Source organism: Streptomyces sp. WMMB303, assembly GCF_029351045.1.
Taxonomy (GTDB): domain Bacteria; phylum Actinomycetota; class Actinomycetes; order Streptomycetales; family Streptomycetaceae; genus Streptomyces.
The window spans coordinates 5674799-5700230 of the sequence record NZ_JARKIN010000001.1 but is presented as its reverse complement, the minus strand read 5'-3'; the positions used below and the strand labels follow the sequence as shown (position 1 = coordinate 5700230).

The window sequence follows — 25432 nt, the reverse complement described above, 5'->3', positions numbered from 1 at the left end:
TTAGAGTTGTGCACACAACGGCGCGGGGTGGAGCAGCTCGGTAGCTCGCTGGGCTCATAACCCAGAGGTCGCAGGTTCAAATCCTGTCCCCGCTACTGAAGACGAAGGCCCGGATCTCAGGATCCGGGCCTTCGTTCTTTCCGATGACCTCGTGCCTTCCTCCTCCCGACCCGACGCCCCGGGTGCCGGCGCCCTGGTGTGCGACGGCGAACGGCCCCGCACCCGGGCGGGGTGCGGGGCCGTGCGGGGCCGGGGAGGGGAGTCCGCCGATCCGGTGGATCCGGGCCGGGAGCGCTCAGGCGCCGGCGCAGTTCGGGCAGACACCCCGGTAGGTGACGGTGGCGTCGGCGATGGCGAAGCCGTAGCGCTCGTTCTCCGGGAGCGCCGCCAGCGGGTCGCCGGTCGGGTGGACGTCGCGGATCGCCCCGCAGCGGGAGCAGACCAGGTGCTGGTGGGTGTGGCGGGCGTTCGGGTCGTAGCGCTTGGCGCGTCCGTCGGTGCTCACCTCCAGCACCTCACCGAGAGCGACCAGCTCGCTCAGGGTGTTGTAGACCGTCGCGCGGGCGATCTCGGGCAGGCGGTCCGTCGCACGGGCGTGTACCTCGTCCGCCGTGTAGTGCACATGGTCGCCGTCGAGTACCTCGGCGACGACTCGCCGCTGTGCGGTGAGTCGCCAACCGCGATCGCGCAGCCGTTCCAGCAGGTCACTCATACGGCCAGCCTAGCAGTGGCGGGTCCATGAGCAGAACTCGTACGGGTTTTGTCTTCATCTTGACTTGGACAAAGTCCAATGTAGGCTGTCGAGTGGTTGGCCCACAGGACAGATGTGATGCACAGGAGGCGCACGTGACCGTGCAGGACGAGACGGCCGGACCCATGACGACGGAGGCCGGTGCGCCGGTCGCGGACAACCAGAACAGCCAGACCGCCGGAGTGGGCGGACCGGTGCTCGTCCAGGACCAGCACCTCCTCGAGAAGCTGGCCCACTTCAACCGCGAGCGCATCCCCGAGCGCATCGTGCACGCCCGGGGCGCGGGTGCGTACGGCAAGTTCACCGTCACGGCGGACGTGACCGAGTACACCCGGGCGAAGTTCCTCTCCGAGATCGGCAAGGAGACCGAGGTCTTCCTGCGGTTCTCCACGGTGGCCGGCAACCTCGGCGCGGCGGACGCGGTGCGTGACCCGCGCGGGTTCGCGCTGAAGTTCTACACCGAGGAGGGCAACTACGACCTGGTCGGGAACAACACCCCGGTGTTCTTCATCAAGGACGCCATCAAGTTCCCCGACTTCATCCACACCCAGAAGCGGGACCCCTACACCGGGTCGCAGGAGCCCGACAACGTCTGGGACTTCTGGGGCCTCTCGCCCGAGTCCACCCACCAGGTCACCTGGCTCTTCGGTGACCGTGGCATCCCGGCGTCCTACCGCCACATGAACGGTTACGGTTCGCACACCTTCCAGTGGACGAACGAGGCGGGCGAGGTCTTCTGGGTCAAGTACCACTTCAAGACCGACCAGGGCATCCGGACCCTCACGGCTGCCGATGCCGACGCGCTGGCCGGCAAGGACCCCGACAGCCACCAGCGGGACCTGCGGGAGTCCATCGAGAAGGGCGACTTCCCGACCTGGACCGTGCAGGTCCAGATCATGCCCGCGGCGGAGGCGGCCAACTACCGCTTCAACCCGTTCGACCTGACCAAGGTCTGGCCGCACGAGGACTACCCGCCGATCGAGATCGGCAAGCTGGAGCTGAACCGCAACCCGCGGAACATCTTCGCCGAGACCGAGCAGTCGGTCTTCTCCCCGCACCACTTCGTGCCGGGCATCGGCCCCTCGCCGGACAAGATGCTCCAGGGCCGGCTGTTCGCCTACGGCGACGCGCACCGCTACCGGGTCGGGATCAACGCCGATCTGCTGCCGGTGAACGAGCCCAAGGCGACCCAGGCGCGCACCTACGGCCGGGACGGCCTGATGTACGACGGCCGCCACGGCGGTGCGAAGAACTATGAGCCGAACAGCTTCGGCGCGCCGACCGAGACGGGCCGTCCACTGTGGCAGCACGCCTCGGTGAGCGGTACGACCGAGGACCACCCGGCGGCCGCTCACGCCGAGGACGACGACTTCGTGCAGGCGGGGAACCTCTACCGGCTGATGTCGGAGGACGAGAAGCAGCGGCTGATCGACAACCTGGCGGGCAACATCGCGGGCGTCTCCCGCGACGACATCGCCCAGCGCGCGATCGAGAACTTCCGCAAGGCGGACCCGGACTACGGCAAGCGGTTGGAGGCCGCGGTCCAGGCCCTGCGCGGCTGATCGACCGCTCGCCGTACGAGCCCGGAGGGGCCGGACGCCATGGGGCTCCGGCCCCTCCGGTGCGTCCGACCCCGTCGGCGGGTCCGTCCGGCACGCCCGATCCCGGGCGCCCGGCCCCTGGGGCCCTAGACGGCGATCTCTTCGGTGGGCTCCGGTGCCGCCGGAACGCGCCGGTCCGACCAGGTGCGGACGATGTCGCGCACCGACAGGATGCCCACCGCCTCCCGCTCGTCGAGCACGATCAGATGCCGGAAGCCGCCGCGCGTCATGGCCTCCGCCGCGGCCTCCAGCGTCCAGTCCGGCGTGGCGAAGACGACGTCGTTCGTGGTGTGGTCGTGGGCCCGCTCCCGGTCCGGGTCCTGGCCCGCGCCGAGGGAGTCGAGGATGTCGCGCTCGGTGAGGATGCCGAGCCCGCTGGTGTCGGGGTCGAGGACGACGGCGGCACCGACGCGGCGGGCCGACATCAGCCGGGCCGCCTGGCGCAGGGTGTGGGCCGGGCCGATGGTGAGGACGACGGTGCTCATGGCGTGCTGGACGTGTCCGGGCATGAGGGAGCTACCTCCTTGGCGGAATACCTCCCGGGGCCCCGGCGGACAGCCGGCCGGGACCTCGAGAAGTGATTCACAAGGGCACAAGCGAGCGGATTCTCATGCTCACATGTGCCGGAGGTCACAACAAGGACGCGTGTACGGACCACCCGGACGAGGGGCCGGATCAGGCCGTCAGATAGCTCAGCAGTGTCTCGTGCAGCAGCCCGTTCGATGCCGCCGCGCTGCCGCTGTGCGGGCCCGGCTTCCCGTCCAGCCCGGTGAAGACACCGCCCGCCTCCTCGACGATGACCGCGCTCGCCGCCATGTCCCACAGCGACAGCTCCGGTTCGGCACACATGTCCACCGCTCCCTCCGCGACCATCATGTACGGCCAGAAGTCGCCGTAGCCGCGGGTCCGCCAGCAGTCCCGGGTCAGGTCCATGAAACCGCCCAGCATGCCGCGCTCCTCCCAGCCGTGCAGCGAGGAGTAGGCGAACGAGGCATCCCGCACTCCGGAGACCTTCGAGACCTCCATGCGGGTGGCCTTGGACAGGCTGCGGCCGGTGTAGGCCCCCGCACCCTTCGCCGCCCACCAGCGCCGGTTGAGGGCGGGCGCCGAGACGACGCCGACCACCGGCCGGTCCCCGCCCTCGCCCATCTCCATCAGCGCGATCAGCGTCGCCCACACCGGAACGCCGCGCACATAGTTCTTCGTCCCGTCGATGGGGTCGATCACCCAACGGCGCGGCCCATGGCCCTCGGTGCCGAACTCCTCGCCCAGCACCGCGTCGCGCGGCCGGGTGCGCTGGAGCGAGACGCGGATCAGTTCCTCGGCCGCCTTGTCGGCCTCGCTCACCGGCGTCATGTCCGGCTTGGTCTCGACCTCCAGATCGAGAGCCTTGAACCGCTCCATGGTCGCGGCGTCGGCGGCGTCGGCCAGTACATGGGCGAGACGCAGATCATCGTGATAGTCCAGCATGTCCGAACAGTATCGAGCGGCGAAACCCCCGGCCACAGGGCCATGCGCGTGCGCCGCGTATTGACACCTCTTGGCGGTGCGTCAATTGTGTGCCGCACACCGGGCTGCCGGTCAGCCCGTCTGCGGACGCCTCGCGCGCACAGGCCGTCGGCACAGGTCGGGGCAGCGGGGTACGGGCCGGGGAGGCGACGATGCCTGCTGCACGCGAGACCCTGCTGGACGCCGCCCATGTGGCGGTACGGGCGCGACCCTGGACGGCGGTGCGGATGGTCGACGTCGCCGCGGCCGCCGGGGTGTCGCGGCAGACGCTCTACAACGAGTTCGGCAGCAAGGAAGGGCTGGGTGCCGCACTGGTCGACCGGTTGCTGGACGACTTCCTGGACGGCGCGGGCCGAGCGGTGGCCGAGGCGTGCCGAAGCGGATCCGACCCGGCGGCCTGCTGCGCCGCCGCCGCGCACTGGATCCTGCGGACGGCGCGTGCCGAGCCCATCGTCCGGGCGGCGCTCACCGACTGCTGGGGCGCGCGGATGCCGCTGCCCGCCCGTCCGGCGTCCGGCCGCGGGCCCGATGGCGAGCCGGGCGGGCTCGCCGCCCTGCTGCGCAGTCGCGCACTCGCCGGGCTGGAGCGCAGCGGTCGGGTTCCCGTGGGCGGCCCTGCGCCCGGCGGCCCGGCGTGGCGCGGTGCAGGGCGGCAGGAGTTGGAGCGCGCGTACGAGGCCGGGCTGCGGATCGCGCTCTCCTACGTCGTCGCGCCCGAGCGCGGCGACGAGGAACCGTGCGGACGGGTCGACGAGGTCGTCCGCGCCTTGCTGCCGGGCTGATCCGGTGCCCCGCACCGAGACGCCGGGCCGGTCCGCGAGAGGGCTCGGGGCGTGCTCAGTGTGCGCTGCCCGAGAGTTGGAGCCCCATGACGCCGACGATGACCAACGTGATGGAGACCAGCTTGAGCGCGGAGATCACATCGCCCATGAAGACCATGCCGTAGATGGCCGTCCCCGCCGCGCCGATGCCCGTCCAGACCGCGTACGCCGGACCGACGTCCAGTCGCTTGAGCGAGAGCGTCAGCAAGCCGAAGCTGCCCAGCGCGAAGGCGCAGAACGCGACCGTGGGCCACAGCCGGGTGAAGCCGTGCGAGAGCTTCAGGCACACAGCGAAGCCGGTCTCCAGCAATCCCGCGACCATCACCAGCAGCCACGCCATGTGCTCTTCCTCTCGTTGCTCCGGTGGGGCAGCAGGTCAAGCGCAGGAAGCCCAGTATGCAGCGGAGGCCGGGTGGAATCGGTCAGTCCCCTTCGCGTCTCTCCCGCGTCTCCAGCAGGCGGCGCAGCGAGTGCAGGCGGGCCGGGTCGGCGTGTCCGTCGGCCACCCACCGGTCGAGCGCGCAGGCGGGCTCGTTGTGGCTGCAGGCACGGGGGCACTCCGCGGCGCCCTCCTCCAGATCGGGGAAGGCGTGGATGACGCGTGAGAGCTGGATGTGGTTCAGGCCGAAGGAGCGCACCCCCGGGGTGTCGATCACCCAGCCGTCCGCGCCGACCGGTGAGGGCGGCAGCGGAAGCGCCAGCGCCGAGGTCGTGGTGTGCCGCCCGCGCCCGGTGACCGCGTTCACCACACCGGTGGCCCGCTGCCGCTCCACGAGCGCGTTGACCAGCGTGGTCTTGCCGACTCCGCTGTGCCCCACGCACACCGTGGTCCGGCCGCGCAACTGCTCGCGCACCTCCTCGGCGCCCGGCCCTTCGGCCAGCTCCGCCCGGCTGGTGACGACATGGCGCACCCCCAGCGGCGCGTACGTCTCCAGCAGCGGACCGGCCGGTGCCAGGTCGGACTTGGTCAGCACCAGCAGCGGCTCCAGCCCCGCGTCGAAGGCCGCCACCAGACAGCGGTCGATCAGCCGGGGACGCGGCTCGGGGTCGGCCAGCGCCGTGACGACGGCGAGCTGGTCGGCGTTGGCCACCACGACCCGCTCGTACGGGTCGTTGTCGTCCGCCGTCCTGCGCAGCACCGAGCTGCGCTCCGCCACCCGGACGACGCGGGCGAGTGTGTCCTTCTCGCCCGACAGGTCGCCGACCACGGCCACCCGGTCGCCCACCACGACCGCCTTGCGGCCCAGCTCGCGGGCCTTCATCGCGGTGACCGTGCGCCCCTCCACCAGGCAGGTCAGCCGGCCCCGGTCGACGGTCAGGACGAGGCCCTCGGCCGCGTCCTCGTGCTTGGGCCGGGTGTGGGTGCGCGGGCGGCTGCCCCGGCGCGAGGGACGCACCCGGATGTCGTCCTCGTCGGTGTGCTTGCCGTAGCGGCGCATCGCGGGCGCCCTCTCAGGCTCTCGCTCCGGCCCCGGACGCGAGTCCCAGCAGCTCGTCCCACATCCGCGGGAAGTCCGGCAGGGTCTTGTACGTCGTCGCGACGTTCTCCACCTCGACGCCCTCGACCGCCAGGCCGAGCACCGCGCCCGCGGTGGCCAGCCGGTGGTCGTCGTAGGTGTGGAAGACGCCGCCGTGCAGCGGGCGCGGCCGGATCCGCAGTCCGTCCTCCGTCTCGGTCACGTCCCCGCCCAGGCCGTTGATCTCCTTGACGAGCGCCGCCAGCCGGTCGGTTTCGTGCAGCCGCAGATGCCCGACACCGCGCAGCACCGACTCGCCCTCGGCCAGCGCGGCGACGGCGGCGATGCCCGGGGTGAGCTCGCCCACCTCGCCCAGGTCGATGTCGATGCCCTGGATGCGGCCGCCGCCGGTGAACGTCAGGCCCCGCTCGTCCAGCACGCAGGAGCCGCCCATGGCGGTGAAGATCTCCCGCAGCGCGTCACCGGGCTGCGTGGTGTGCTCGGGCCAGTCCGGGACGGTGACCCGGCCGCCGGTCACCAGCGCCGCAGCGAGGAAGGGCTGCGCGTTGGACAGGTCCGGCTCGACCGTCAGATCCCGGCCGAGCAGTGCCCCCGGCGTCACCCGCCACACGTTCGGGGCGCCGCCGCCCTCCGGCGCGTCCACCTTCGCGCCCGCGGCGCGCAGCATGTCCACGGTCATCCGGATGTGCGGCATGGACGGCAGCGTGCGCCCGGTGTGCCGCACCTCGACACCCTGGTTGAACCTCGGGCCGGACAGCAGCAGGGCGCTGACGAACTGGCTGGAGGAGGACGCGTCGATCTCGACCGGGCCGCCCGCCAGCGAGCCGTTGCCGTGCACCGTCATCGGCAGCGCGCCGCGCCCCTCGTCCTCCACCCGGGCGCCCAGCGTGCGCAGCGCGTCGATGACGCCGTGCAGCGGGCGCTCGGAGGAACGCGGGTCGCCGTCGAAGCGGATCGGCCCCTCGGCCAGCGCCGCCAGCGGCGGCAGGAAGCGCATCACGGTGCCCGCGTTCCCGACGTCCACGGTCGCCGGGCCGCGCAGCGCCGTCGGGATCACCCGCCACGCCTCGCCGCCGGGGCGCTCGCTGTCGGCCGCGGTGGCCGAGGAGGAGGACGAGACGGTCTCCTCGATCCCGACCCCCAGGGTCCGCAGCGCTTCCGCCATCAGCAGGGTGTCCCGTGACCGCAGCGGGCGGCGCAGCCAGCCCGGTTCGGAGGAGAGCGCGGCCAGTACCAGGGCGCGGTTGGTGACCGACTTGGACCCCGGCACGGTGACGGTCGCCTCGACCCGGCCCGGTGCGGTGGGAGCGGGCCAGAGTGCGGTCTCTGCGGGGCTGGTGCGCTGGTCGGTCATGGAGCCACTGTAATGGCTGGTGGTCGGCGCCCCGCTTGGTCGGCACCCCCGCCCGCGGTCGCGGCCGGGCCCCGGCTCACAGCCCCAGCAGCCAGCGCCCGCCGCCGACGAGGGAGCACAGCGCGACCGCGTGGAAGAGGAACAGCCACGCGGCTGCCGGGAGATGGCTCAGCCGGGCGAGCTGGTCGGCGTCCGAGTCCGGCAGACCGGGCCCGGCCGGGCCGCGGCGCGCGCCCTGTCGTCGCCGCTTGCCCTGCAGCTCGAACACCGGCCGCACCCCGCCCAGCAGCAGGAACCAGACCACCACGTAGGCGAACGCCGCCTGCACCTGGGGGCCGGTCAGCCAGGAGATGAGCAGGAACGCGCCGCCGGTCAGGACGAGGGCGAGCACGCCGTAGGCGTTGCGGATCATCACCAGCATCGCCACCAGCAGCGCCGTGGCTCCCCACAGGAGTGCGGTGATGTGGTGGGAGGACAGCAGCCAGGCGCCGCACAGGCCGAGCAGCGGGGGAGCGGTGTAGCCCGCGGCGGCGGTCAGCACCATGCCGAGACCGTGCGGCTTGCCGCGCGAGACCGTCAGCCCCGAGGTGTCCGAGTGCAGCCGTATGCCGTCCAGCCGGCGCCCGGTGAGCAGGGCTATGAGCCCGTGTCCGCCCTCGTGCGCGATGGTGACCGCGTTGCGCGAGATCCGCCACACACCGTGCGGCGCCACCGTGAGCAGCGCGACGAGACCGGTGACCAGCACCAGCCACTCCTCGGGGGGCTGCTGGCCGCCGACGACCCGGTCCCAGACATCCGTGATGCTCGCGTTGTCCATGTTCGGGGTGCTCTCCTCGTGTGCTCGTGAGCCGTGCCGCTCCGCGTCCGGTCGACGCACGGCGACGGCCCGGCGTGCCGTGGCAGTCTTGCAGGCATGTGCGGACGGTATGCAGCGAGCCGGAGTGCCGAGGACCTGGTCCGGCTGTTCGAGGTGGAGAAGTGGGAGCCCGCCGAGGCGCCGGGCCCGGACTGGAACGTCGCTCCCACCAAGCAGGTCCACGCGGTCCTCGACCGCCCTCTCAAGGGAAGTGACGACCGGCGGCCGGTGCGGCAGCTGCGCACGCTCAAGTGGGGTCTGGTGCCCGGGTGGGCCAAGTCACCGGACATGGGCGTCAAGATGATCAACGCCCGGGCCGAGACCGTGCACGAGAAGCCCGCCTACCGCCGCCCCTTCGCCGCCCGCCGCTGCCTGCTGCCTGCCGACGGCTACTACGAGTGGGTCACCGCACAGGGCGAGCTGAAGCTCGAACAGGAGGGCAAGCGCAAGCGCCCCCGCAAGCAGCCCTACTTCATTTCCCCCGCGCCGCACGCCCCCGCGCCGCACGCCCCCGCGCCGCACGCTCCGGCCGTGCACGGAGCCCAGCAGGAGCAGCCGGTGATGGCGATGGCCGGCCTGTACGAGTTCTGGCGGGACAAGACGCTGCCCGAGGATCATCCGCAGGGCTGGTGGGCGACGTGCACCGTCCTGACCACCGCGGCGGAGACCACGCCGCTGGCCGACGCGGACGAGCAGAGCGAGGGCGGCCCCCGGTCGCTGGCCGACATCCATCCCCGGATGCCGCTGATGCTCACCCCGGACCGCTGGGACGCCTGGCTGGACCCCGCCCGCACCGACTCCGGGGAACTCCGCGAGCTGCTTGCCCCGCCGCCGGAGGGCCTGCTGCGCGCCTGGCCCGTCTCCACGGACGTCAGCAACGTCCGCAACAACGGCCCGCACCTCCTCAAGGAGCTTCCCGCGCCGGAGGAGGAGACGCTCTTCTGAACGTGCCGGGCGTTTCTGCGTGTGCCGGGACGTGCCGGGTGCCTGCTTGCCGAGGGTTTCCGCGCGGACCGCTGGCAGGATGCCGGTATGAGCACGCAGCAGCAGGCCCCGCAGCCGCGGAGGGCCGGACCCCGGGCCGAGACCGTCGTCACACCGGCGGGCGAGGCCAGGATCACCTGGCACGACGCGCGTCCGGCACACATGGTGCTGGCGCTCGGGCACGGCGCGGGCGGCGGGATCGAGGCCCGGGACCTGCGCGCACTGGCCGCGGCGCTGCCCGCCCAGGGTGTGACGGTGGCCCTGGTCGAGCAGCCCTGGCGGGTGGCGGGGAAGAAGGTGGCTCCGGCGCCCCGCACCCTGGACGCCGCGTGGAGCGCCCTGTGGCCGGCGCTGGCGCTGCCGGGGCTTCCGGTGATCGCCGGGGGGCGCAGCGCGGGTGCCCGCGTCGCCTGCCGCACCGCGGGAGCGCTGGGCGCCTGCGCGGTGCTGGCGTTGTCCTTCCCGCTGCACCCGCCCGGCAGGCCGGAGAGGTCCCGCGCCGAGGAGTTGACCTCGGTGGAGCTGCCGGTGCTGGTGGTGCAGGGCGGCCGTGACCCGTTCGGGCGCCCCGAGGAGTTCCCGGCGGGTACGGCTCCGGTGGAGGTGCCCGGCGCCGACCACGGCTTCGCCCTGCCCAAGTCCGCCGAGCTGACCGAGGCGGCGGCGATGGGGCTGGTCACCGATGCCGTCACCCGGTGGATCACCGGTGGCCGGGAGGCGTGGCGACGCCGCGGATGAGCGTTCCCCGCGGGGACCGGGAATGATCGGCGCACCCGGATGGTTGTGCGGGGTGTCCGGTCGTGGAGCAGGTCCGCGGCCGGGAACAGTGTGAGAGCAGCCATACCCTCCATGAGGAAAGGGAGCCGCCCCGATGGGTTCTGTCGCTTGCCCCCAGCGTCCGCGGGCCGCTGACCTGGACTGGGCCACGGTGGCACTGTCCTCCGGCGCGAAGATTCAAGCGGCGGGCGGTGGCGGTCGTCGTCTATTCTCCGATTCGGGCGGGTCTTCGTTCGGGCTCGCCACCACATTGGAGGAGGTGGGTCCGGTCACCGGGACCGAAGGCGGCTCGAGCGCAGAGCAGGAGACAGCGGCGTCGGAGACGGTGGAGCAGCGCAGTGCGCGCTTCGAGCGGGACGCGCTCGCGTTCCTCGACCAGATGTACTCCGCCGCGCTGCGGATGACGCGGAACCCGGCCGATGCCGAGGACCTGGTGCAGGAGACCTACGCGAAGGCGTACGCGTCCTTCCACCAGTTCCGTGCGGGCACCAACCTCAAGGCGTGGCTGTACCGCATTCTGACGAACACCTTCATCAACTCCTACCGTAAGAAGCAGCGCGAGCCCCAGCGCAGTGCCGCGGAGGAGATCGAGGACTGGCAGCTGGCCCGCGCCGAGTCGCACATGTCGACCGGGCTGCGCTCGGCCGAGGCGCAGGCGCTCGACCACCTGCCGGACTCCGATGTGAAGGAAGCACTCCAGGCCATCCCCGAGGAGTTCCGCATCGCCGTCTACCTCGCCGACGTCGAGGGCTTTGCGTACAAGGAGATCGCCGACATCATGGGGACACCCATCGGTACGGTGATGTCCCGTCTGCACCGCGGACGGCGCCAGCTTCGCGAGATGCTGGAGGGCTACGCGCAAGAGCGCGGCCTGGTCCCGGCCGGTGCCGCGGCGGACGGGTCGCAAGACCGGAAAGGCTCGGGCTCATGAGTTGCGGAGAGCCGCACGAGACGGACTGCTCCGAGGTCCTCGACCACCTCTACGAGTACCTCGATCGGGAGATGCCCGAAGGCGACTGCGCCAAGTTCCAGGAGCATTTCGACGAGTGTTCGCCCTGCTTCGAGAAGTACGGTCTGGAGCGCGAGGTCAAGAAGCTCGTCAAGCGCTGCTGCGGTCAGGACGACGTCCCCTCCGACCTGAGGTCCAAGGTCATGGGACGGATCGAGGTGATCCGCCAGGGCGAGGCCCGCGAGGTCGCGGACGCCGGCTCGGGCCAGGAGGCTGCCCCCCGGCCCGCATCCGGCGGCGCGGCGGCCGAGACCGCCGACGCGGGCGGCTCCCGGGACGACAAGAACCCCGGCTGACCGCCAGGCGGCACCGGCCCCGGTGAGCACCAGGGGCGTCGAGCAGCCCGGCCGGGCACCGAAGGACGCCGACAGCGCCGTTGAGTACCGCACGACGTCAAGAACGCGGCCGCTGTCCCCAGTTCGCGCCGGGCGCGACCTGTCGACGGCTGGTACGGGATGTGCAGGGGACCGCCTTTCTCCTTCCTTCGGGTGAGGAAGGGCTGTCTCGTACGGGGGAACCTGCCGGAGTGCCGTGAGCCGCCCCGCAAACTGCTCCTAGTGTCCCCGCCATGCAGCAGGCGGGGAGGAGGCCGGAGATGCGGCTCACGAGGAGCAGGCCCGAGGCGGCGGCCGCCGCGGCGACGGCGCACGGTTCGGCGCCCGCACGGACGATCGGGACGGCGGAGGGCAATCGCGCGGCACTCGTGCTGGCCGTCCTGCTGACCGTGCCGGTGGCCATCGTCCTGTGGCGCAGCGCCTACGGTCCACTCGCCGTACTCCCCGCGCTGGGACCGGTGTGGCTGGGCTGGTGGGGGCTGCGGTGGTGCCGCCCCGAGCGCGTGGCCCGGCAGACCGCGGTGCGGGCGCTCTCCCAGGCGGTACAGATCAAGGATCACTACACCCGCGGCCACGGCGAACGGGTCGGCCTCGCCGCCGTTCTGATCGCCCGCGAACTGGGTCTGGACGAGGAGCGCACCGAGACGCTGCGCTGCGCGGGCGTCCTGCACGACATCGGCAAACTCGGCGTCCCCGCAGGACTGTTGTGCAAAGCCGGCCCGCTCACCCCCGCCGAGCGCCGCATCATGGAACGGCACCCCGAGCAGGGGGCGGAGATCGTCCGCGGGCTCGACTTCCTGGGGGAGGCCCGGGCCGCGGTCCTCCACCACCACGAGCGGATGGACGGGACCGGGTATCCGCGGGGGCTGTCCGGAGCGCAGATCCCGGAGGCGGCCCGGATCGTCGCCGTCGCCGACGCGTTCGACGCGATGACCTCCACCCGCTGCTACCGCCCGGGGCGGCCCGTCGCCGCGGCGCTGGAAGAGTTGGAGCGCTGCGCGGGCACCCAGTTCGACCCCCGGATGGTCGCGGCGCTCGGCCGGGCGCTGAGTCGGCACGGCTGGCCGTTCGCCGAGGTCTCCGGGGTACGCGCGGCGGCATCGCCGATCGGCTGCCGGAGCGCCGCCCAGGTTGCCGGAGCGCGGATCGGCGGCGTCGCCGTATGACCGGGGGCACGGCGGCGCGGCTGGTCGCCCTCGGCAACGCGGCTGCCGCACTGGTGGTGTGCGGTGCCCTGGGCGTCACCCTGTGGCGAGGTCTCGCCCGGCCCGGTGCCGCGCTGGCCTTCGGACTGCTGGTCGCAGCCGGGGAGTTGGCCCGGGTGCGGCTGCCCGAGGAGCGCGCCGCTGTCCGTACCACCGGGCTGCTCTCCGGCGCCGCGGCGCTCGGTTACGCGCTCTGCGGCCAGGTGGCCGGCGCGTCCGCCGGGCACGGTCCCGCGCAGGCCGTCGCGGTGGCTCTCGTCGGCTCCCTGGTCGGACTGACCCCGCTGGTGGCCCTGGGGCAGGCGCCGCCGCCGCAGGCCCTCGCCCGGCTCGTGCTCGGAGTGGGCGCGGCGGCCTGGTGCTGCCAACCGCTGTACGACCGGGGCCGGTCGGACGGCGTCGCGGTGCCGGACGGGCTCCTGCCGCTGTGCCTGCCGGCGGTGGCCCTGCTCGTCGGCTGCCTCGACGCGGTCCTGGCCGCCGCCGCCGTGCGCGCCGAGGGCTCCGGGGCCGCTTCGGCGGGGCATCACGGCCGGGCCGCGCGCCACCCGTTGCGGGACCACCTGGCCACGGTGCCCGCGCTCGCCGCGACCGCAGTGCTCTTCGCGCTGGCCGTCGCCGCCGCCGGGCTCCCGGCGCTGCCGCTGTGCTGCGCCCCCGTCCTCGTCATCCAGTTCGCCCTGCGCCGCCGTGCTTCCGCCCGGGCCACCCACCGGCCCACCCTCGCCTCCCTCGCGCGGGCCCCCGAGGTGGCGGGCTGCACCCCGCGCGGGCATGCGCGCCGGGTGGCGGACCTCAGCCGCGCCGTGGGGCGCGAGCTGAATCTGACCGGCGGGGAACTCACCGCGCTGGAGTACGCGGCCCTCACGCACGATGTGGGGCAGCTCTCACCGGCCGACCCGGTGCCCGGTGGTGCCACGGCGGTGCTGGACCCCGGCAGCCAGCGCCGGGTGGCCCTGCTGGGCGGTGCGGTGCTGCGGCAGGCGGGTGTCCGCCGACGGGTGGCCTCGGCGGTGGAGGCGCAGGCCGATCCGTATCGGGAGCAGCCGGTGACCGCGCGGGTGCTCCGCACGGTCAACGCCTACGACGACCTCGTCGGCGACAGCGGGACAGCCGGTGCCATGGCCCGTGCGCGGGCCCTGCACCGGCTGCGCGCGGCCACGCGTGATCACGAACCACGCGTGGTGGAGGCCTTGTCACGGGTCGTGTCGAGGGCGGCGGAGGTCTGACGCACGGGTAATGAGCGGGCACCCGAGCGGGCATGGTTGGATGCGAAGGGGGAACCGCGAGAGGCGAGGACGGGCGAGCGGCGCCCGGAGTGCACAACCCCATCGGCAGACGGCGGGCCGGGCGCGGGCCGGGCCCGAGGACAGGCGGAACGGCGGGATCGGCGGGAGCACATTGAGGATCTTCGGCAAGGTGCGGCACCGGCCCTCCGCCTCATGGCGGCAGGCGACGGACCGGGCCTTCACGCTTATCGGCGACGGGCGCTACGAGGACGCGGGCGCCCTGCTCACCCGTGCCGCCGACCTGGAGCCGTGGCTCTCGGAGTCCTGGTTCAACCTCGCGCTGCTGTACAAGTTCCGGCATGACTGGGAGCAGGCCCGCACGGCGGGGCTGCGCGCCGTGGCGCTGCTGGACCGCGAGTCCGGGGCGCCCGACTGGTGGAACGTGGGCATCGCGGCCACCGCGCTCCAGGACTGGCCGCTGGCCCGCCGGGCCTGGCAGGCGTACGGGCTGCATGTGGCCGGTCCCTCGCACGGCGCGGCCACTGCCGAGGAACCCACCGGGATGCAGCTCGGCAGCGCCGCCGTACGGCTCTCTCCGGAGGGCGAGGCGGAAGTGGTGTGGGGCCGCCGTATCGATCCGGCGCGCATGGAGATCCAGAGCATCCCGCTGCCTTCCTCGGGGCGCCGCTGGGGCGAGGTCGTGCTGCACGACGGTGTCCCGCACGGCGAGCGCACCACCGCGGCCGGGCCGTCGTACCCGGTCTTCGACGAGATCGAGCTGTGGGCGCCCTCGCCGGTGCCCACCTGGGTGGTCCTGCTGGAGGCGGCCACGGAGAGCGACCGGGACGCACTGGAGCGGCTCGCGGCCGACGCCGGGTTCGCCGCCGAGGACTGGTCCTCCTCGGTGCGGCTGCTGTGCCGGGCCTGCTCGGAGAGCGCCATGCCCGCCGACGAGGGCGACGGCACCGTCCATCTGGATCCGCACGACCACAGTTCGCCCGGTCATCCCGGCCCGCTGGGGCATATGACACAGGGCGGGCCCGGTGAGCTGTGGGTGCCCGAGCGCGAGTGCGGGCTGGCGGCGCCCGCCGCGCTGGTGCACGGGCTGCTGGACGGCTGGGTCGCCGACAGCCCGGACACCCGCGAGTGGCGGGATCTTGAGGAGGTCTGCTGAGCCGTCGGCGGCGGGCCCGTACCCTGTAGGGCGGGTCCGCACGGGGCCCGACGAGCCGGATCACCGGCCGCTCTCAGCTCTCACGGGTCGCAGGAAGGCGTACGACGGCATGGCGCAGCAGCAGGAAACGACGGCCGGGGCGGCCGCTGCCCCCGAGGGCGAGTTCGTCGACGACGTGACGGACGCGGCGGCTCGCGAGGAGGCGCACACCGAGCGGGGCACGGCCCGGCCGGTCACCGTCGTCGGCAACCCGGTGCTGCACCGGGAGTGCCGGGAGGTGACGGAGTTCGACGACGAGCTGGCCGCACTGATCGACGACATGTTCGCCAGCCAGCGCGCCGCCGAAGGGGTCGGCATCGCCGCCAACCAGATCGGCGTCGACCTGAAGGTGTTCGTCTACGACTGCCACGACGACGCGGGTGTACGGCACGTGGGCGTGGTCTGCAACCCGGTGCTCGACCAGCTCCCCGCCGAGCGACGGGTGCTGGACGACGGCAGCGAGGGCTGCCTCTCGGTGCCCGGCGCCTACCACCCGCTCGCCCGCCCCGACCAGGCCGTGGTGCGGGGCCGGGACGCGCAGGGCAAGCCGATCGCCGTGCGCGGCACCGGCTACTTCGCCCGGTGCCTGCAGCACGAGACCGACCACCTCTACGGCTACCTCTACATCGACCGGCTCTCCAAGCGCGAGCGCAAGGACGTGCTCCGGCAGATGGCCGACAGCACGCCCCGCTACGAGACGGTTCCCAACGAGTGAGCCGAGCGGCCCGGGCCGAGCGGCCGGGCCGCCGGTGTGCGGCAGCGGAAACCGGGCGGGAGCCTGGGCCACCTGGCCCCCGCCCGGGGTCTGTGGGGCGTTCCTCAGAACTCGTCGTCGAAGGAGACCGACCCCTCCACCGCCACCTGGTAGGCCGAGGGGCGGCGTTCGAAGAAGTTCGTCAGTTCCTGGACGTTCTGCAGCTCCATGAACGAGAAGGGGTTGCCGGAGCCGTAGCGCTCCGGGAAGCCCAGCCGGCGCAGCCGCTGGTCGGCGACCGCCTGGAGGTACTCGCGCATGGAGTCGGTGTTCATCCCCGGCAGGCCGTCCCCGCACAGGTCGCAGGCGAACTGCAGCTCCGCCTCGACGGCCTCCTCCAGCATCGCCGTGACCTCCTTCTCCAACTCCGCGTCGAAGAGCTCCGGCTCCTCCTGCCGCACGGTGTCCACCACGTCGAAGGCGAAGGACATGTGCATCGACTCGTCGCGGAACACCCAGTTGGTCCCGGTGGCCAGCCCGTGCAGCAGCCCGCGCGAGCGGAACCAGTAGACGTAGGCGAACGCGCCGTAGAAGAACAGCCCCTCGATGCAGGCGGCGAAGCAGATCAGGTTGAGCAGGAAGCGGCGCCGGTCCTCGCGGGAGGCCAGCTCGCCGATGTTCTCGACGGCATCCATCCAGCGGAAGCAGAACTGGGCCTTCTCCCGGATGGAGGGGATGTTCTCCACCGCGGCGAAGGCCGCCGCGCGCTCGTCGTGGTCGGGCAGGTAGGTGTCCAGCAGGGTCAGATAGAACTGGACGTGCACGGCCTCCTCGAACAGCTGCCGGGACAGATACAGCCGCGCCTCGGGCGAGTTGATGTGCTTGTAGAGCGTCAGCACCAGATTGTTGGCGACGATCGAGTCCCCGGTGGCGAAGAACGCCACCAGCCGGCTGATCATGTGCTGTTCGCCCGGGGTGAGCTTGGCCAGGTCGGCGACGTCGGAGTGGAGGTCGACCTCCTCCACGGTCCAGGTGTTCTTGATCGCGTCGCGGTAGCGCTCGTAGAAGTGCGGGTAGCGCATCGGGCGCAGCGTCAGTTCGAAACCCGGGTCGAGCAGGTTCTTGGCGGCTGTCGGGTCGCTCGTCATTACTGGCATGCCTCGCAGGACTCGGGGTTTTCCAGGGAGCAGGCGAGGGCCTCGTCGGCCGTCGCGAGGGCGGGGGCGGGCGCGGGCACCGAAGCGGTGGCTCCGGCCGCCTGCGCGATCCGGGTCGCGGGGCGCGACCGCAGGTAGTACGTGGTCTTGATGCCGCGCTTCCAGGCGTAGGCGTACATCGAGCTGAGCTTCCCGATGGTGGGCGAGGACAGGAAGAGGTTCAGCGACTGGCTCTGGTCCAGATACGGGGTGCGGGCCGCGGCCATGTCGATCAGCGCCCGCTGCGGGGTCTCCCACGCCGTCCGGTAGAGCGCGCGGACCTGCGCGGGGACCCACTCCAACTCCTGTACCGAGCCGTTGGCCTCGCGCAGCGCCTCCCGGGCGCGCGCGTCCCACAGCCCCCGCCGCTTCAACTCCGCGACCAGATAGGTGTTCACCTGGAGGAATTCGCCGCTGAGCGTCTCGCGCTTGAACAGGTTGGAGACCTGCGGCTCGATGCACTCGTACACCCCCGCGATCGAGGCGATGGTGGCCGTCGGCGCGATCGCCAGCAGCAGCGAGTTGCGCATCCCGGTCCGGGCGATCCGCTGCCGCAGCGCCTCCCACCGCTGCGGCCAGGCGCGCTCCCCGGCCGTCGCCGGATAGTGGTCGGGGTGCAGTACGCCGCGCGCCGTGCGGGTCGCCTCCCACGCGGACAGCGGCCCGTGCCGCTCGGCCAGTTCGGCGGACGTCTCGTAGGCGGCCAGCATGATGCGCTCGGCGATCCGGGTGGACAGCTCGCGGGCCTCCGGGGAGTCGAAGGGCAGCCCGAGCCGGAAGAAGACGTCCTGCAGGCCCATCACCCCCAGGCCCACCGGCCGCCAGCGGGAGTTGGAAGCGGCGGCCTGACCGGTCGGATAGAAGTTGATGTCCACCACGCGGTCCAGGAACGTCACCGCCGTGCGGACCGTGGCGTCCAGCCGCTCCCAGTCCATCCGGTCCGTCAGCGCGCCGCCGTCGTCCTCGCTCAGGTGCGCGGCCAGGTTCACCGAGCCCAGGTTGCAGACGGCGGTCTCCCCGTCGTCGGTGACCTCCAGGATCTCCGTGCACAGGTTCGAGGAGTGCACGATGCTGCCCGGTTCCGCGGTCTGGTTGGAGGTGCGGTTCGCGGCGTCCTTGAACGTCATCCAGCCGTTTCCGGTCTGTGCGAGGGTGCGCATCATCGCGCCGTACAGCTGCCGCGCCGGCAGCCGTTTGACCGCGCGCCCTTCGGCCTCGGCGCGGCGGTAGGCGGCGTCGAACTCCTCGCCCCACAGATCCACCAGCTCCGGCGTCTCGGACGGGGAGAAGAGCGACCACTGCCCGTCAGCCTCGACCCGGCGCATGAACTCGTCCGGGATCCAGTGCGCCAGGTTCAGGTTGTGGGTGCGGCGCGCGTCCTCCCCGGTGTTGTCCCGCAGCTCCAGGAACTCCTCGATGTCCGCGTGCCAGGTCTCCAGGTAGACGCAGGCCGCCCCTTTGCGGCGGCCGCCCTGGTTGACCGCCGCCACGGACGCGTCCAGCGTGCGCAGGAACGGCACGATGCCGTTCGAGTGCCCGTTGGTGCCCCGGATCAGCGCCCCGCGGGAGCGGATCCTGGAGTACGACAGGCCGATGCCGCCCGCGTGCTTGGACAGCCGCGCGACCTGCTGGTAGCGCTCGTAGATCGAGTCCAGCTCGTCCTGGGGGGAGTCGAGCAGGTAGCAGGAGGACATCTGCGGGTGGCGGGTGCCGGAGTTGAAGAGCGTGGGGGAGGAGGGCAGGTAGGCGAGCGAACTGGTGAGCCGGTAGAAGTCCGCCACCTCCGCGAGGGCCTGCGGCGACTCGTCCGCGGCCAGTCCGCAGGCCACCCGGAGCAGGAAGTGCTGCGCCGTCTCGACGGGGCGCCGGGTGAGCGGGTGCCGCAGCAGATAGCGGGAGTGGACCGTCCGCAGCCCGAAGTAGCCGAACCGGTCGTCGGCGCCGTCCTCGACGGCCTCGTGCACCAGCGCGTCCAGCCGATCGGCGTGCCGGCGGACGAACGCGTGCGTGCCGTCCGCGATCAGCCCCTCCGCGTGGCCCAGCGCCACCGCGTCGGAGAACGAGACGACGCCCTCCGCCGCCGCCTCGTCCCGGATCGCGAGGGTCAGCAGCCGCGCCGCCAGCCGGGAGTACCCGGGGTCCTCGCTGATGCGGCTGGCCGCGGACTCGATGGCCAGGGTGCGCAGTTCCACCGCGTCCGCGCCCGGTTGCCTGCCGCGCAGCGCCGCGGCCAGTACCGGCGCCGGGTCCGTGTCCGGGAGGTCGGCGGTGAGCGCGGCGAGGGTCGCGCGCAATGCGGCGGCCGAAGGGTCTTCGGCGGCCTCGTCCCCCGTGGCGGAGCCGGGGGCGGCGGGTGCCGGAAGGGTGGGGGCGGTGGTGACGGTCACGCGGTGCTCTCCCTCGCTGCTCACTGGCCGTGGGCAGCGGCACGGAGGGAGAGGCGCGCGCCCGGCTGCCCCGCTCGGGCACCGAGCCCGGTCCCGGGCCCGGACCCCTGTTCAGGGCACGGCGCGCTCCGCCCACCGGTCCAACCCACGAGACCTGGACGATCGTCTGGCCGCCGCCGGCAGGTACTCGGACTCGCGGGCGGGCTTGCGCCGGCCCCTCACCGTTGCGGGACAGTTCCGGATTCGCACCGGATTCCCCTGCATCGAGGGCGACAGCCGTGAGACACCATACATCTTGTGCTCGGCCTAAGCGGACACCCCATATCTTGTGCCGCCCCGGGTCGTGTCGGGCAAGGGCTCCCGTCCCCCGCGGCGCGCCGCGGGGGCGGCACGCGGGCCGGGAGCGAAGACCCGCCACCCGGACCGGGCGCGGCGCGTGGCCGGGGCGGGGGAGCGTTCACAGGCGCAGTGCGTAGGCCCACAGCGTGACGCCCGGGACCGGGCTCCAGTCCCGGTCGGGGTCCCGGTGGAACCCGAGGCGCCGATAGAGGCGGTGGGCGGCGTGCATGGTCGGCTGGGTCGAGAGCACCAGCCCCGAAAGGCCCAGCGCGCGTGCCCGATCCGAGCAGGCCGTCACCAGCGCCTCTCCCACCCCGCGCCCGCGGGCCGACTCGCGCACGCCGAGCATCCGGAACTCGCCCTCACCCTCGCGCGCACGCTCCGCGAAGGGCCCGCCGCGGCCGACGAAGGTGACGGTGCCCAGCAGTTCGCCCTGGTGCCCCGCGGCCACGAGCAGCTCCGCGTGGTCGGCGCGGCCCGCCGCGTCCCGCAGGGTCTCCAGGTACGGGTCCGCCTCTCCGCGGTCCAGCAGCCCGCCGCTGAGGTAGGCCCGGGCGACCAACTCACCGAGCTCCGGGTGCTCCTCGGGCCTGGCCGTTCTCACGGTGATGTCCATGCCGGCCATCATCCGCCACACCACCGACAGCGCGGCCCGCCGCCCGGGCGTTTGGCGGCGCCGCGGTCAACCGCTCCGCGGGCGCCCGCTCAGCAGCAGCGGAAGCCCTCGCGCGGATCGCTCTCGCGGGCATCGGTGCGGCGCCGCTCGAACTCCTTCCTGCTGGGGACCTCCGCGTCCGGGCCCTGGTGCCGGCGCACATGGGCCACATACCGGTCGTAGGCGCTCTCGTCGGTCAGTTCACGTACGTACCAGCGCACCCAGCGCCCGGCCCGCAGCACCGGGCGCACCACCCGGTCGGCACCGGCCGCGCTCACCGGGAGTCCCCGTCCGCTCCGCCGCCGGACGGCCCGGTGGCGGCCGACCCGGCCATCTCGGCCATCTCGGCCTTCTCCTCCTTGGTGGCGATCAGCCCGGCGGGCGCCGTCAGTGTCGACTTCCGGTAGGGCGCCTCGTGCATTCGGGTGCCTTCCGGGTCGCGCACCGCGCGCACGCAGGTGCGGGCCGCGTCGGCGAGGACGACGACGACCAGCAGCGCGAAGAGCGCCGAGAGGACGCCGTCCACGGTCGAGTTGGTGACCACCGTGTGCATGTCGTCCATGCTCTTGGCGGGGGCGATGATCTTCCCCTGGTCGATGGCCTCCTGGTAGTCGGCGCGCTGCTGGAAGAAGCCGATCTTCGGATCGGTGGAGAAGACCTTCTGCCAGCTGGCCGTCAGTGTGACGACCGCGTCCCACGCCAGCGGTACGGCGGTGACCCAGGCCCACTTCAGCCGACCGGACTTGACCAGCAGCGTGGTGCAGACCGCGAGGGCCACGGCGGCCAGCAGCTGGTTGGCGATACCGAAGAGCGGGAAGAGCTGGTTGATCCCGCCGAGCGGCTCGTGGACGCCCACCCACAGGAAGTAGCCCCACAGCGCCACGATGACGCCGCTGGACAGCAGCAGGCCCGGCCACCAGCTCACCCGGCGGAAGGGCTTGTATACGTTGCCGAGCATGTCCTGGAGCATGAACCGGCCCACGCGGGTGCCGGCGTCCAGCGCGGTAAGGATGAACAACGCCTCGAACATGATGGCGAAGTGGTACCAGAACGCCTTCATCCCGGAGCCGCCCACGACTTCCGAGAAGATGTTGGACACCCCGATCGCCAGGGTGGGCGCGCCACCCGTCCGGGAGAGCAGCGACTGCTCCTCGACGGCCTTGGCGGCGGCGGCCAGTTGGTCGGGGGAGATGCTGTACCCGAAGCTGCGCACCGCTTCCGAGGCGGCCTGCACGTTGTCGCCGATGACACCGGCGGGCGCGTTCATGGCGAAGTAGAGGCCCGGGTCGATGATGCTGGCGGCGACCATCGCCATGATGGCGACGAACGACTCCATCAGCATGGAGCCGTAGCCGATCATCCGGATCTGGGTCTCCTTCTGGATCATCTTCGGCGTGGTGCCCGAGGAGATCAGCGCGTGGAAGCCGGAGAGGGCTCCGCAGGCGATGGTGATGAAGACGAACGGGAAGAGCGAACCGGCGAACACCGGTCCGTCGCCCACCCCGGCGAAGTCGGTGATGCCCGCCATCTTCAGCGTCGGCAGGGTCACCACCACGCCGACGGCCAGCAGCCCGATGGTGCCGATCTTCATGAACGTCGACAGGTAGTCGCGCGGCGCCAGCAGCATCCAGACCGGCAGGATGGAGGCGATGAAGCTGTAGACCAGGATCCAGATGACCAGGGTGCCGGGCTCCAGCGTGAAGGTGTCCGCCCAGGACGACTCGGCGACCCACCGTCCGGCCACCAGGGCGAACAGCAGCAGCGCGATGCCGATCAGCGAGACCTCGGTGACCCGTCCGGGGCGCAGCACCCGCAGATAGAACCCCATGAACAGCGCGATCGGGATCGTCATACCGATCGAGAAGGTGCCCCAGGGCGACTCGGCCAGCGCGTTGACGACGACCAGCGCCAGCACCGCCAGCAGAATGATCATGATGGCGAGGACGGCGAGCAGCGCCGCCGCACCGCCGATCGGCCCGATCTCCTCGCGCGCCATCTGGCCCAGCGACTTGCCGTCCCGCCGCATGGAGAAGAAGAGCGTCACCATGTCCTGGACGGCGCCGGCCAGGATCACGCCGACGACGATCCAGATGGTGCCCGGCAGGTATCCCATCTGGGCCGCCAGCACCGGGCCGACCAGCGGTCCGGCACCCGCGATCGCGGCGAAGTGGTGGCCGAGCAGCACGCGCCGGTCGGTGGGGTGGAAGTCGATGCCGTTGTCGAGCCGCTCGGCGGGCGTGGCCCGCGTCTTGTCGACGCGCAGCACCCGGGTGGTGATGAAGCGTGCGTAGAAGCGGTAGCCGATGGCGTAGGAGCCGAGCGCGGCCGCCACCATCCACGCGGCGGAGACCTCCTCGCCGCGGGCGAGGGCGAGCATGGCCCAGCCTGCCGCGCCGATCAGCGCGACGGCGGTCCAGACGGCTATGGATCGTGGACTGAGCTTGCCGGCCGGTTGTGCAGTGCTGGGCACGTGCGTCCCTCCTCGACCTCACCTGCGCACCATTCGAGGTGGCGCGCCTCCCACGACGGCAGGCCGACCGTAGAACACCGACTTGATCAGCGCCATACCTCAGGAGGGGGGAACCGCGATCCGCGGCGCGGAACCGGGAACCCGCGGCGCGGTCCCGCTGGTTGCGGTGGGCGGCCGGTGGCGCCGGCGGGGCGGCGGAGTCAGGCCGTGGGGCGCTGGAGGGTGGCCACGAACTTGTAGCGGTCGCCGCGGTAGACCGAGCGCACCCACTCCACGGGCTCCCCGGCGGTGTCCCGGGAGTGCCGCGAGAGCATCAGCATCGGCAGTCCGACGTCGGTGCCCAGCAGTCCGGCCTCGCGCGGGGTGGCCAGCGAGGTCTCGATGGTCTCCTCGGCCTCCGCCAGGTGGATGTCGTAGACCTCGGCGAGCGCGGTGTAGAGCGAGGAGTACTTGACCAGGCTGCGGCGCAGCGCGGGGAACCGCTTCTGGGACAGGTGGGTGGTCTCGATCGCCATGGGTTCGCCGCTGGCCAGCCGGAGCCGCTCGATGCGCAGGACGCGGCCGCCCGCGGGGATGTCCAGCAGCACGGCGAGCCGGTCGTCGGCGGTGACGTAGCCGATGTCCAGCAGTTGCGAGGTGGGTTCGAGCCCCTGGGCCCGCATGTCCTCGGTGTAGGAGGTGAGTTGCAGCGCCTGCGAGACCTTGGGCTTGGCGACGAAGGTGCCCTTGCCCTGGATGCGCTCCAGGCGGCCCTCGACGACGAGTTCCTGGAGCGCCTGCCGCACGGTGGTGCGCGAGGTGTCGAACTCGCCGGCCAGGGTCCGCTCGGGCGGTACCGGGGTGCCCGGTGGCAGGGTCTCGGTCATCTCCAGCAGGTGCCGCTTCAGCCGGTAGTACTTGGGCACGCGCGCGGTGCGGGCCGCCGGTCCGTTGCCGCCCGCGGATCCGGTGTCCGCAGCGGCCGGCGCCACCGCGCCGCCCCCGTCCGTGCTCATGGCCCGCCTTCCCGACTCCTGTGGTGCTGCCGTCACCGGCTTCCTCCGTGTTACGTAGCGGCTCACATCGTGGCACGGCCCCGGTCCGGGCGGGCGTCCCAGCTCAGATGTCGTTCCGATAACGGAACCGACAGCGAGCTTTATACACCGTTGACACCCCTAAAGGTCTAGGCCAAGCTCTCTTCATCTCATTGGTCTAAACCAACTCCGTCCGGAAGCCACTCCGGATTTGCGGTGCGGAGCGTTCCAGTGTGCAGGGGAGAATGCTGTGGTACGCATACATAGGGGCCTCATTGCCGCGGCCGGTGTCGCGGCGCTGATGGTGAACGTCGCGGCCTGCGGGTCGGACGGCGACAAGAAGGACGGCCCCGAGAGCTTCAAGGGCCAGACCCTGACCCTCTGGGCGATGGACGGCTCCACGCCCGATCAGTGGACCAAGGACGTCAAGGCGGCGTTCGAGAAGAAGACCGGTGCCAAGCTGAAGCTGGAAGTCCAGCAGTGGAACGGCATTCAGCAGAAGATCACCACCGCCCTCTCCGAGTCCGACCCGCCGGACGTGATCGAGGTCGGCAACACCCAGACCCCCGCGTACGCGCGCACCGGCGGACTGGCCGAGCTCAGCGACCTGAAGAAGGGGGTGGGCAAGGACTGGACGCCCTCCCTCAACAAGTCCGCGGTCTACGACGGAAAGCAGTACGCGGCACCCTGGTTCGCCGTCAACCGCACCGTCATCTACAACAAGAAGATCTGGTCCGAAGCGGGCATCAAGGGCACGCCGAAGACCCGCCGGGAATTCTTCGACGCGCTCGAGAAAATCGGCAAGAAGACCGACGCCGAGCCCCTCTACATGCCCGGCCAGAACTGGTACTTCCTGGACGGCCTGCTCATCGGCCAGGACGCCGACCTGGTGAAGAAGAAGGGCGGCAAGTGGGTCTCCAACCTCGCCGACCCGAAGGTCGGCAAGGCCATGGACATCTACAAGAAGTACGCCTCCTACTCCGAGGCGCCCAAGGACAAGGACGAGGCCACCCCGCAGCAGGCCGAGGTCTTCGCCAAGGGCAAGACCGGTGCCTTCATCGGGCTGAGCTGGGAAGCGGCCACCGCGATCAAGGCCAACAAGAAGATCGAGAAGGACATCGGCTACTTCACCATCCCGGGTGAGACCGCCGACGAGCCCGAGGGTGTCTTCCTCGGCGGTTCGAACCTCGCCGTCGCGGCCGGCAGCGAGAAGCAGGAGCTCGCCAAGGAGTTCCTCAAGATCGCGCTGTCCGACAAGTACGAGGGCGAGCTCGCCAAGGAGGGCGGGGTCATCCCCAACAAGGCCGCGCTGCAGAGCAATCTGAAGGGCAACCCGGCCGCCGAGGCCGCCGCCCCCGCGGTCGAGGGCGGCGGCCTGACGCCGCTCATTCCTGAGTGGGGTGCCGTGGAGAACCCGCCCAACCCGATCAAGACCTATATGACGTCGGTCCTGAAGGGGAAGTCGCACGCCGCCGCAGCCAAGGCTGTCGAGGACGAGATGAACAAGAGGCTGTCGCAGCAGCAGTGACCCGTTCGCCAGGGCGGGGGTGGGGGCG

23 protein-coding genes, 1 tRNA gene, 1 pseudogene and 1 riboswitch are annotated in these 25432 nt (G+C 72.0%); of the genes and pseudogenes, 12 read left to right on the top strand and 13 right to left on the bottom strand.

What is annotated here, in order from left to right; translation table 11 throughout:
* Nucleotides 1-21 precede the first annotated feature (21 nt).
* Nucleotides 22-95, top strand: a tRNA-Met gene (locus tag P2424_RS24755).
* Nucleotides 96-295: 200 nt separating this feature from the next.
* On the opposite strand, the gene P2424_RS24750 is transcribed toward P2424_RS24755, so the two are convergent.
* Nucleotides 296-712: a Fur family transcriptional regulator gene (locus tag P2424_RS24750; protein WP_276477917.1), complete on the bottom strand. Its 417-nt coding sequence runs from the start codon at nucleotides 710-712 to the stop codon at nucleotides 296-298.
* Nucleotides 713-846: 134 nt separating this feature from the next.
* On the opposite strand from P2424_RS24750, the gene P2424_RS24745 reads away from it, so the two are divergent.
* Nucleotides 847-2313, top strand: coding sequence for a catalase (locus tag P2424_RS24745; RefSeq protein ID WP_276477916.1), 1467 nt, complete (start codon nucleotides 847-849; stop codon nucleotides 2311-2313).
* 125 nt (nucleotides 2314-2438) lie between these two features.
* On the opposite strand, the gene P2424_RS24740 is transcribed toward P2424_RS24745, so the two are convergent.
* Nucleotides 2439-2861 (bottom strand): CBS domain-containing protein, encoded by a 423-nt coding sequence (locus P2424_RS24740; protein WP_276477915.1) that lies wholly within the window; start codon nucleotides 2859-2861, stop codon nucleotides 2439-2441.
* Nucleotides 2862-3027: 166 nt separating this feature from the next.
* Nucleotides 3028-3822: a histidinol-phosphatase gene (gene hisN, locus P2424_RS24735; RefSeq protein WP_276477914.1), complete on the bottom strand. Its 795-nt coding sequence runs from the start codon at nucleotides 3820-3822 to the stop codon at nucleotides 3028-3030.
* A gap of 191 nt (nucleotides 3823-4013) precedes the next feature.
* Here hisN and P2424_RS24730 point away from each other — a divergent pair, with 191 nt between their 5' ends.
* The gene (locus P2424_RS24730) at nucleotides 4014-4643 is read left to right on the top strand and encodes a helix-turn-helix domain-containing protein (RefSeq protein ID WP_276477913.1); all 630 of its coding nucleotides are present in this window, start codon (nucleotides 4014-4016) and stop codon (nucleotides 4641-4643) included.
* 55 nt (nucleotides 4644-4698) lie between these two features.
* Here P2424_RS24730 and P2424_RS24725 read toward each other — a convergent pair whose 3' ends face one another.
* The 4 genes from P2424_RS24725 to P2424_RS24710 form a co-directional block, all read right to left on the bottom strand.
* A complete protein-coding gene (locus tag P2424_RS24725; protein ID WP_276477912.1) occupies nucleotides 4699-5022 on the bottom strand; it encodes a multidrug efflux SMR transporter in 324 nt (107 codons plus the stop codon).
* Nucleotides 5023-5104: 82 nt separating this feature from the next.
* The gene (gene rsgA / locus P2424_RS24720; RefSeq protein ID WP_276477911.1) at nucleotides 5105-6121 is read right to left on the bottom strand and encodes a ribosome small subunit-dependent GTPase A; all 1017 of its coding nucleotides are present in this window, start codon (nucleotides 6119-6121) and stop codon (nucleotides 5105-5107) included.
* Between the two features lie 13 nt (nucleotides 6122-6134).
* On the bottom strand, nucleotides 6135-7514 hold the full coding sequence (gene aroA / locus P2424_RS24715; RefSeq protein ID WP_276477910.1) for a 3-phosphoshikimate 1-carboxyvinyltransferase: 1380 nt from the start codon (nucleotides 7512-7514) through the stop codon (nucleotides 6135-6137).
* Between the two features lie 76 nt (nucleotides 7515-7590).
* Nucleotides 7591-8331: a M50 family metallopeptidase gene (locus P2424_RS24710; protein ID WP_276477909.1), complete on the bottom strand. Its 741-nt coding sequence runs from the start codon at nucleotides 8329-8331 to the stop codon at nucleotides 7591-7593.
* Between the two features lie 96 nt (nucleotides 8332-8427).
* Here P2424_RS24710 and P2424_RS24705 point away from each other — a divergent pair, with 96 nt between their 5' ends.
* From P2424_RS24705 to def, 8 genes and pseudogenes are all read left to right on the top strand, one after another.
* Nucleotides 8428-9315 (top strand): SOS response-associated peptidase, encoded by an 888-nt coding sequence (locus tag P2424_RS24705; protein ID WP_276477908.1) that lies wholly within the window; start codon nucleotides 8428-8430, stop codon nucleotides 9313-9315.
* A gap of 87 nt (nucleotides 9316-9402) precedes the next feature.
* Nucleotides 9403-10092 carry an alpha/beta family hydrolase gene (locus tag P2424_RS24700; protein WP_276477907.1) on the top strand — a complete coding sequence of 230 codons (690 nt, stop codon included), beginning with the start codon at nucleotides 9403-9405 and terminating at the stop codon, nucleotides 10090-10092.
* A 298-nt stretch (nucleotides 10093-10390) separates the two neighbouring features.
* A complete protein-coding gene (locus tag P2424_RS24695) occupies nucleotides 10391-11062 on the top strand; it encodes a sigma-70 family RNA polymerase sigma factor (protein ID WP_276479116.1) in 672 nt (223 codons plus the stop codon).
* Entirely contained in the window at nucleotides 11059-11436 is a 378-nt protein-coding gene (gene rsrA / locus P2424_RS24690; protein ID WP_276477906.1) for a mycothiol system anti-sigma-R factor, read from the top strand. Before P2424_RS24695 ends, rsrA begins: the two co-directional genes overlap by 4 nt.
* Before the next feature lie 443 nt (nucleotides 11437-11879).
* Nucleotides 11880-12539: pseudogene (locus tag P2424_RS24685) on the top strand (HD-GYP domain-containing protein); the annotation flags it as partial.
* Nucleotides 12540-12637: 98 nt separating this feature from the next.
* Nucleotides 12638-13909, top strand: a complete 1272-nt coding sequence (locus P2424_RS24680; RefSeq protein WP_276477905.1) for a hypothetical protein — start codon at nucleotides 12638-12640, stop codon at nucleotides 13907-13909.
* Nucleotides 13910-14081: 172 nt separating this feature from the next.
* The gene (locus P2424_RS24675; protein WP_276477904.1) at nucleotides 14082-15083 is read left to right on the top strand and encodes a tetratricopeptide repeat protein; all 1002 of its coding nucleotides are present in this window, start codon (nucleotides 14082-14084) and stop codon (nucleotides 15081-15083) included.
* A gap of 109 nt (nucleotides 15084-15192) precedes the next feature.
* Nucleotides 15193-15837 carry a peptide deformylase gene (gene def, locus P2424_RS24670; protein ID WP_276477903.1) on the top strand — a complete coding sequence of 215 codons (645 nt, stop codon included), beginning with the start codon at nucleotides 15193-15195 and terminating at the stop codon, nucleotides 15835-15837.
* A 104-nt stretch (nucleotides 15838-15941) separates the two neighbouring features.
* Here the strand turns inward: def and P2424_RS24665 are convergent, their stop codons facing one another.
* The 6 genes from P2424_RS24665 to P2424_RS24640 all read right to left on the bottom strand — a co-directional run bounded on the left by P2424_RS24665 (nucleotide 15942) and on the right by P2424_RS24640 (nucleotide 23858).
* Nucleotides 15942-16964, bottom strand: a complete 1023-nt coding sequence (locus P2424_RS24665; RefSeq protein WP_276479115.1) for a ribonucleotide-diphosphate reductase subunit beta — start codon at nucleotides 16962-16964, stop codon at nucleotides 15942-15944.
* A complete protein-coding gene (locus P2424_RS24660; protein ID WP_276477902.1) occupies nucleotides 16964-19399 on the bottom strand; it encodes a ribonucleoside-diphosphate reductase subunit alpha in 2436 nt (811 codons plus the stop codon). Before P2424_RS24660 ends, P2424_RS24665 begins: the two co-directional genes overlap by 1 nt.
* 160 nt (nucleotides 19400-19559) lie before the next feature.
* Nucleotides 19560-19695, bottom strand: a riboswitch (cobalamin riboswitch).
* Between the two features lie 161 nt (nucleotides 19696-19856).
* Nucleotides 19857-20354 carry a GNAT family N-acetyltransferase gene (locus P2424_RS24655; RefSeq protein WP_276477901.1) on the bottom strand — a complete coding sequence of 166 codons (498 nt, stop codon included), beginning with the start codon at nucleotides 20352-20354 and terminating at the stop codon, nucleotides 19857-19859.
* Between the two features lie 89 nt (nucleotides 20355-20443).
* A complete protein-coding gene (locus P2424_RS24650; protein ID WP_276477900.1) occupies nucleotides 20444-20671 on the bottom strand; it encodes a YbdD/YjiX family protein in 228 nt (75 codons plus the stop codon).
* Nucleotides 20668-22770 (bottom strand): carbon starvation CstA family protein, encoded by a 2103-nt coding sequence (locus P2424_RS24645; protein WP_276479114.1) that lies wholly within the window; start codon nucleotides 22768-22770, stop codon nucleotides 20668-20670. Before P2424_RS24645 ends, P2424_RS24650 begins: the two co-directional genes overlap by 4 nt.
* A gap of 293 nt (nucleotides 22771-23063) precedes the next feature.
* Nucleotides 23064-23858 carry a GntR family transcriptional regulator gene (locus P2424_RS24640; RefSeq protein ID WP_276477899.1) on the bottom strand — a complete coding sequence of 265 codons (795 nt, stop codon included), beginning with the start codon at nucleotides 23856-23858 and terminating at the stop codon, nucleotides 23064-23066.
* Between the two features lie 277 nt (nucleotides 23859-24135).
* Between P2424_RS24640 and P2424_RS24635 the strand changes: the two genes are divergently transcribed.
* Nucleotides 24136-25404, top strand: a complete 1269-nt coding sequence (locus P2424_RS24635) for an extracellular solute-binding protein (protein WP_276479113.1) — start codon at nucleotides 24136-24138, stop codon at nucleotides 25402-25404.
* The last annotated feature ends 28 nt before the right edge of the window (nucleotides 25405-25432 follow it).

Excerpts from the sequence above, each read along its gene's own strand:
- P2424_RS24750 (WP_276477917.1), bottom strand. The coding sequence starts at position 712 with ATGAGTGACCTGCTGGAACGGCTGCGCGATCGCGGTTGGCGACTCACC.
- P2424_RS24665 (WP_276479115.1), bottom strand. The coding sequence starts at position 16,964 with ATGACGAGCGACCCGACAGCCGCCAAGAACCTGCTCGACCCGGGTTTC.
- aroA (WP_276477910.1), bottom strand. The coding sequence starts at position 7,514 with ATGACCGACCAGCGCACCAGCCCCGCAGAGACCGCACTCTGGCCCGCT.
- P2424_RS24705 (WP_276477908.1), top strand. The coding sequence starts at position 8,428 with ATGTGCGGACGGTATGCAGCGAGCCGGAGTGCCGAGGACCTGGTCCGG.
- P2424_RS24740 (WP_276477915.1), bottom strand. The coding sequence starts at position 2,861 with ATGCCCGGACACGTCCAGCACGCCATGAGCACCGTCGTCCTCACCATC.
- hisN (WP_276477914.1), bottom strand. The coding sequence starts at position 3,822 with ATGCTGGACTATCACGATGATCTGCGTCTCGCCCATGTACTGGCCGAC.
- P2424_RS24725 (WP_276477912.1), bottom strand. The coding sequence starts at position 5,022 with ATGGCGTGGCTGCTGGTGATGGTCGCGGGATTGCTGGAGACCGGCTTC.
- P2424_RS24680 (WP_276477905.1), top strand. The coding sequence starts at position 12,638 with ATGACCGGGGGCACGGCGGCGCGGCTGGTCGCCCTCGGCAACGCGGCT.
- rsgA (WP_276477911.1), bottom strand. The coding sequence starts at position 6,121 with ATGCGCCGCTACGGCAAGCACACCGACGAGGACGACATCCGGGTGCGT.
- P2424_RS24645 (WP_276479114.1), bottom strand. The coding sequence starts at position 22,770 with ATGCTCGCCCTCGCCCGCGGCGAGGAGGTCTCCGCCGCGTGGATGGTG.
- def (WP_276477903.1), top strand. The coding sequence starts at position 15,193 with ATGGCGCAGCAGCAGGAAACGACGGCCGGGGCGGCCGCTGCCCCCGAG.
- P2424_RS24710 (WP_276477909.1), bottom strand. The coding sequence starts at position 8,331 with ATGGACAACGCGAGCATCACGGATGTCTGGGACCGGGTCGTCGGCGGC.
- rsrA (WP_276477906.1), top strand. The coding sequence starts at position 11,059 with ATGAGTTGCGGAGAGCCGCACGAGACGGACTGCTCCGAGGTCCTCGAC.
- P2424_RS24655 (WP_276477901.1), bottom strand. The coding sequence starts at position 20,354 with ATGGACATCACCGTGAGAACGGCCAGGCCCGAGGAGCACCCGGAGCTC.
- P2424_RS24640 (WP_276477899.1), bottom strand. The coding sequence starts at position 23,858 with ATGAGCACGGACGGGGGCGGCGCGGTGGCGCCGGCCGCTGCGGACACC.
- P2424_RS24700 (WP_276477907.1), top strand. The coding sequence starts at position 9,403 with ATGAGCACGCAGCAGCAGGCCCCGCAGCCGCGGAGGGCCGGACCCCGG.
- P2424_RS24730 (WP_276477913.1), top strand. The coding sequence starts at position 4,014 with ATGCCTGCTGCACGCGAGACCCTGCTGGACGCCGCCCATGTGGCGGTA.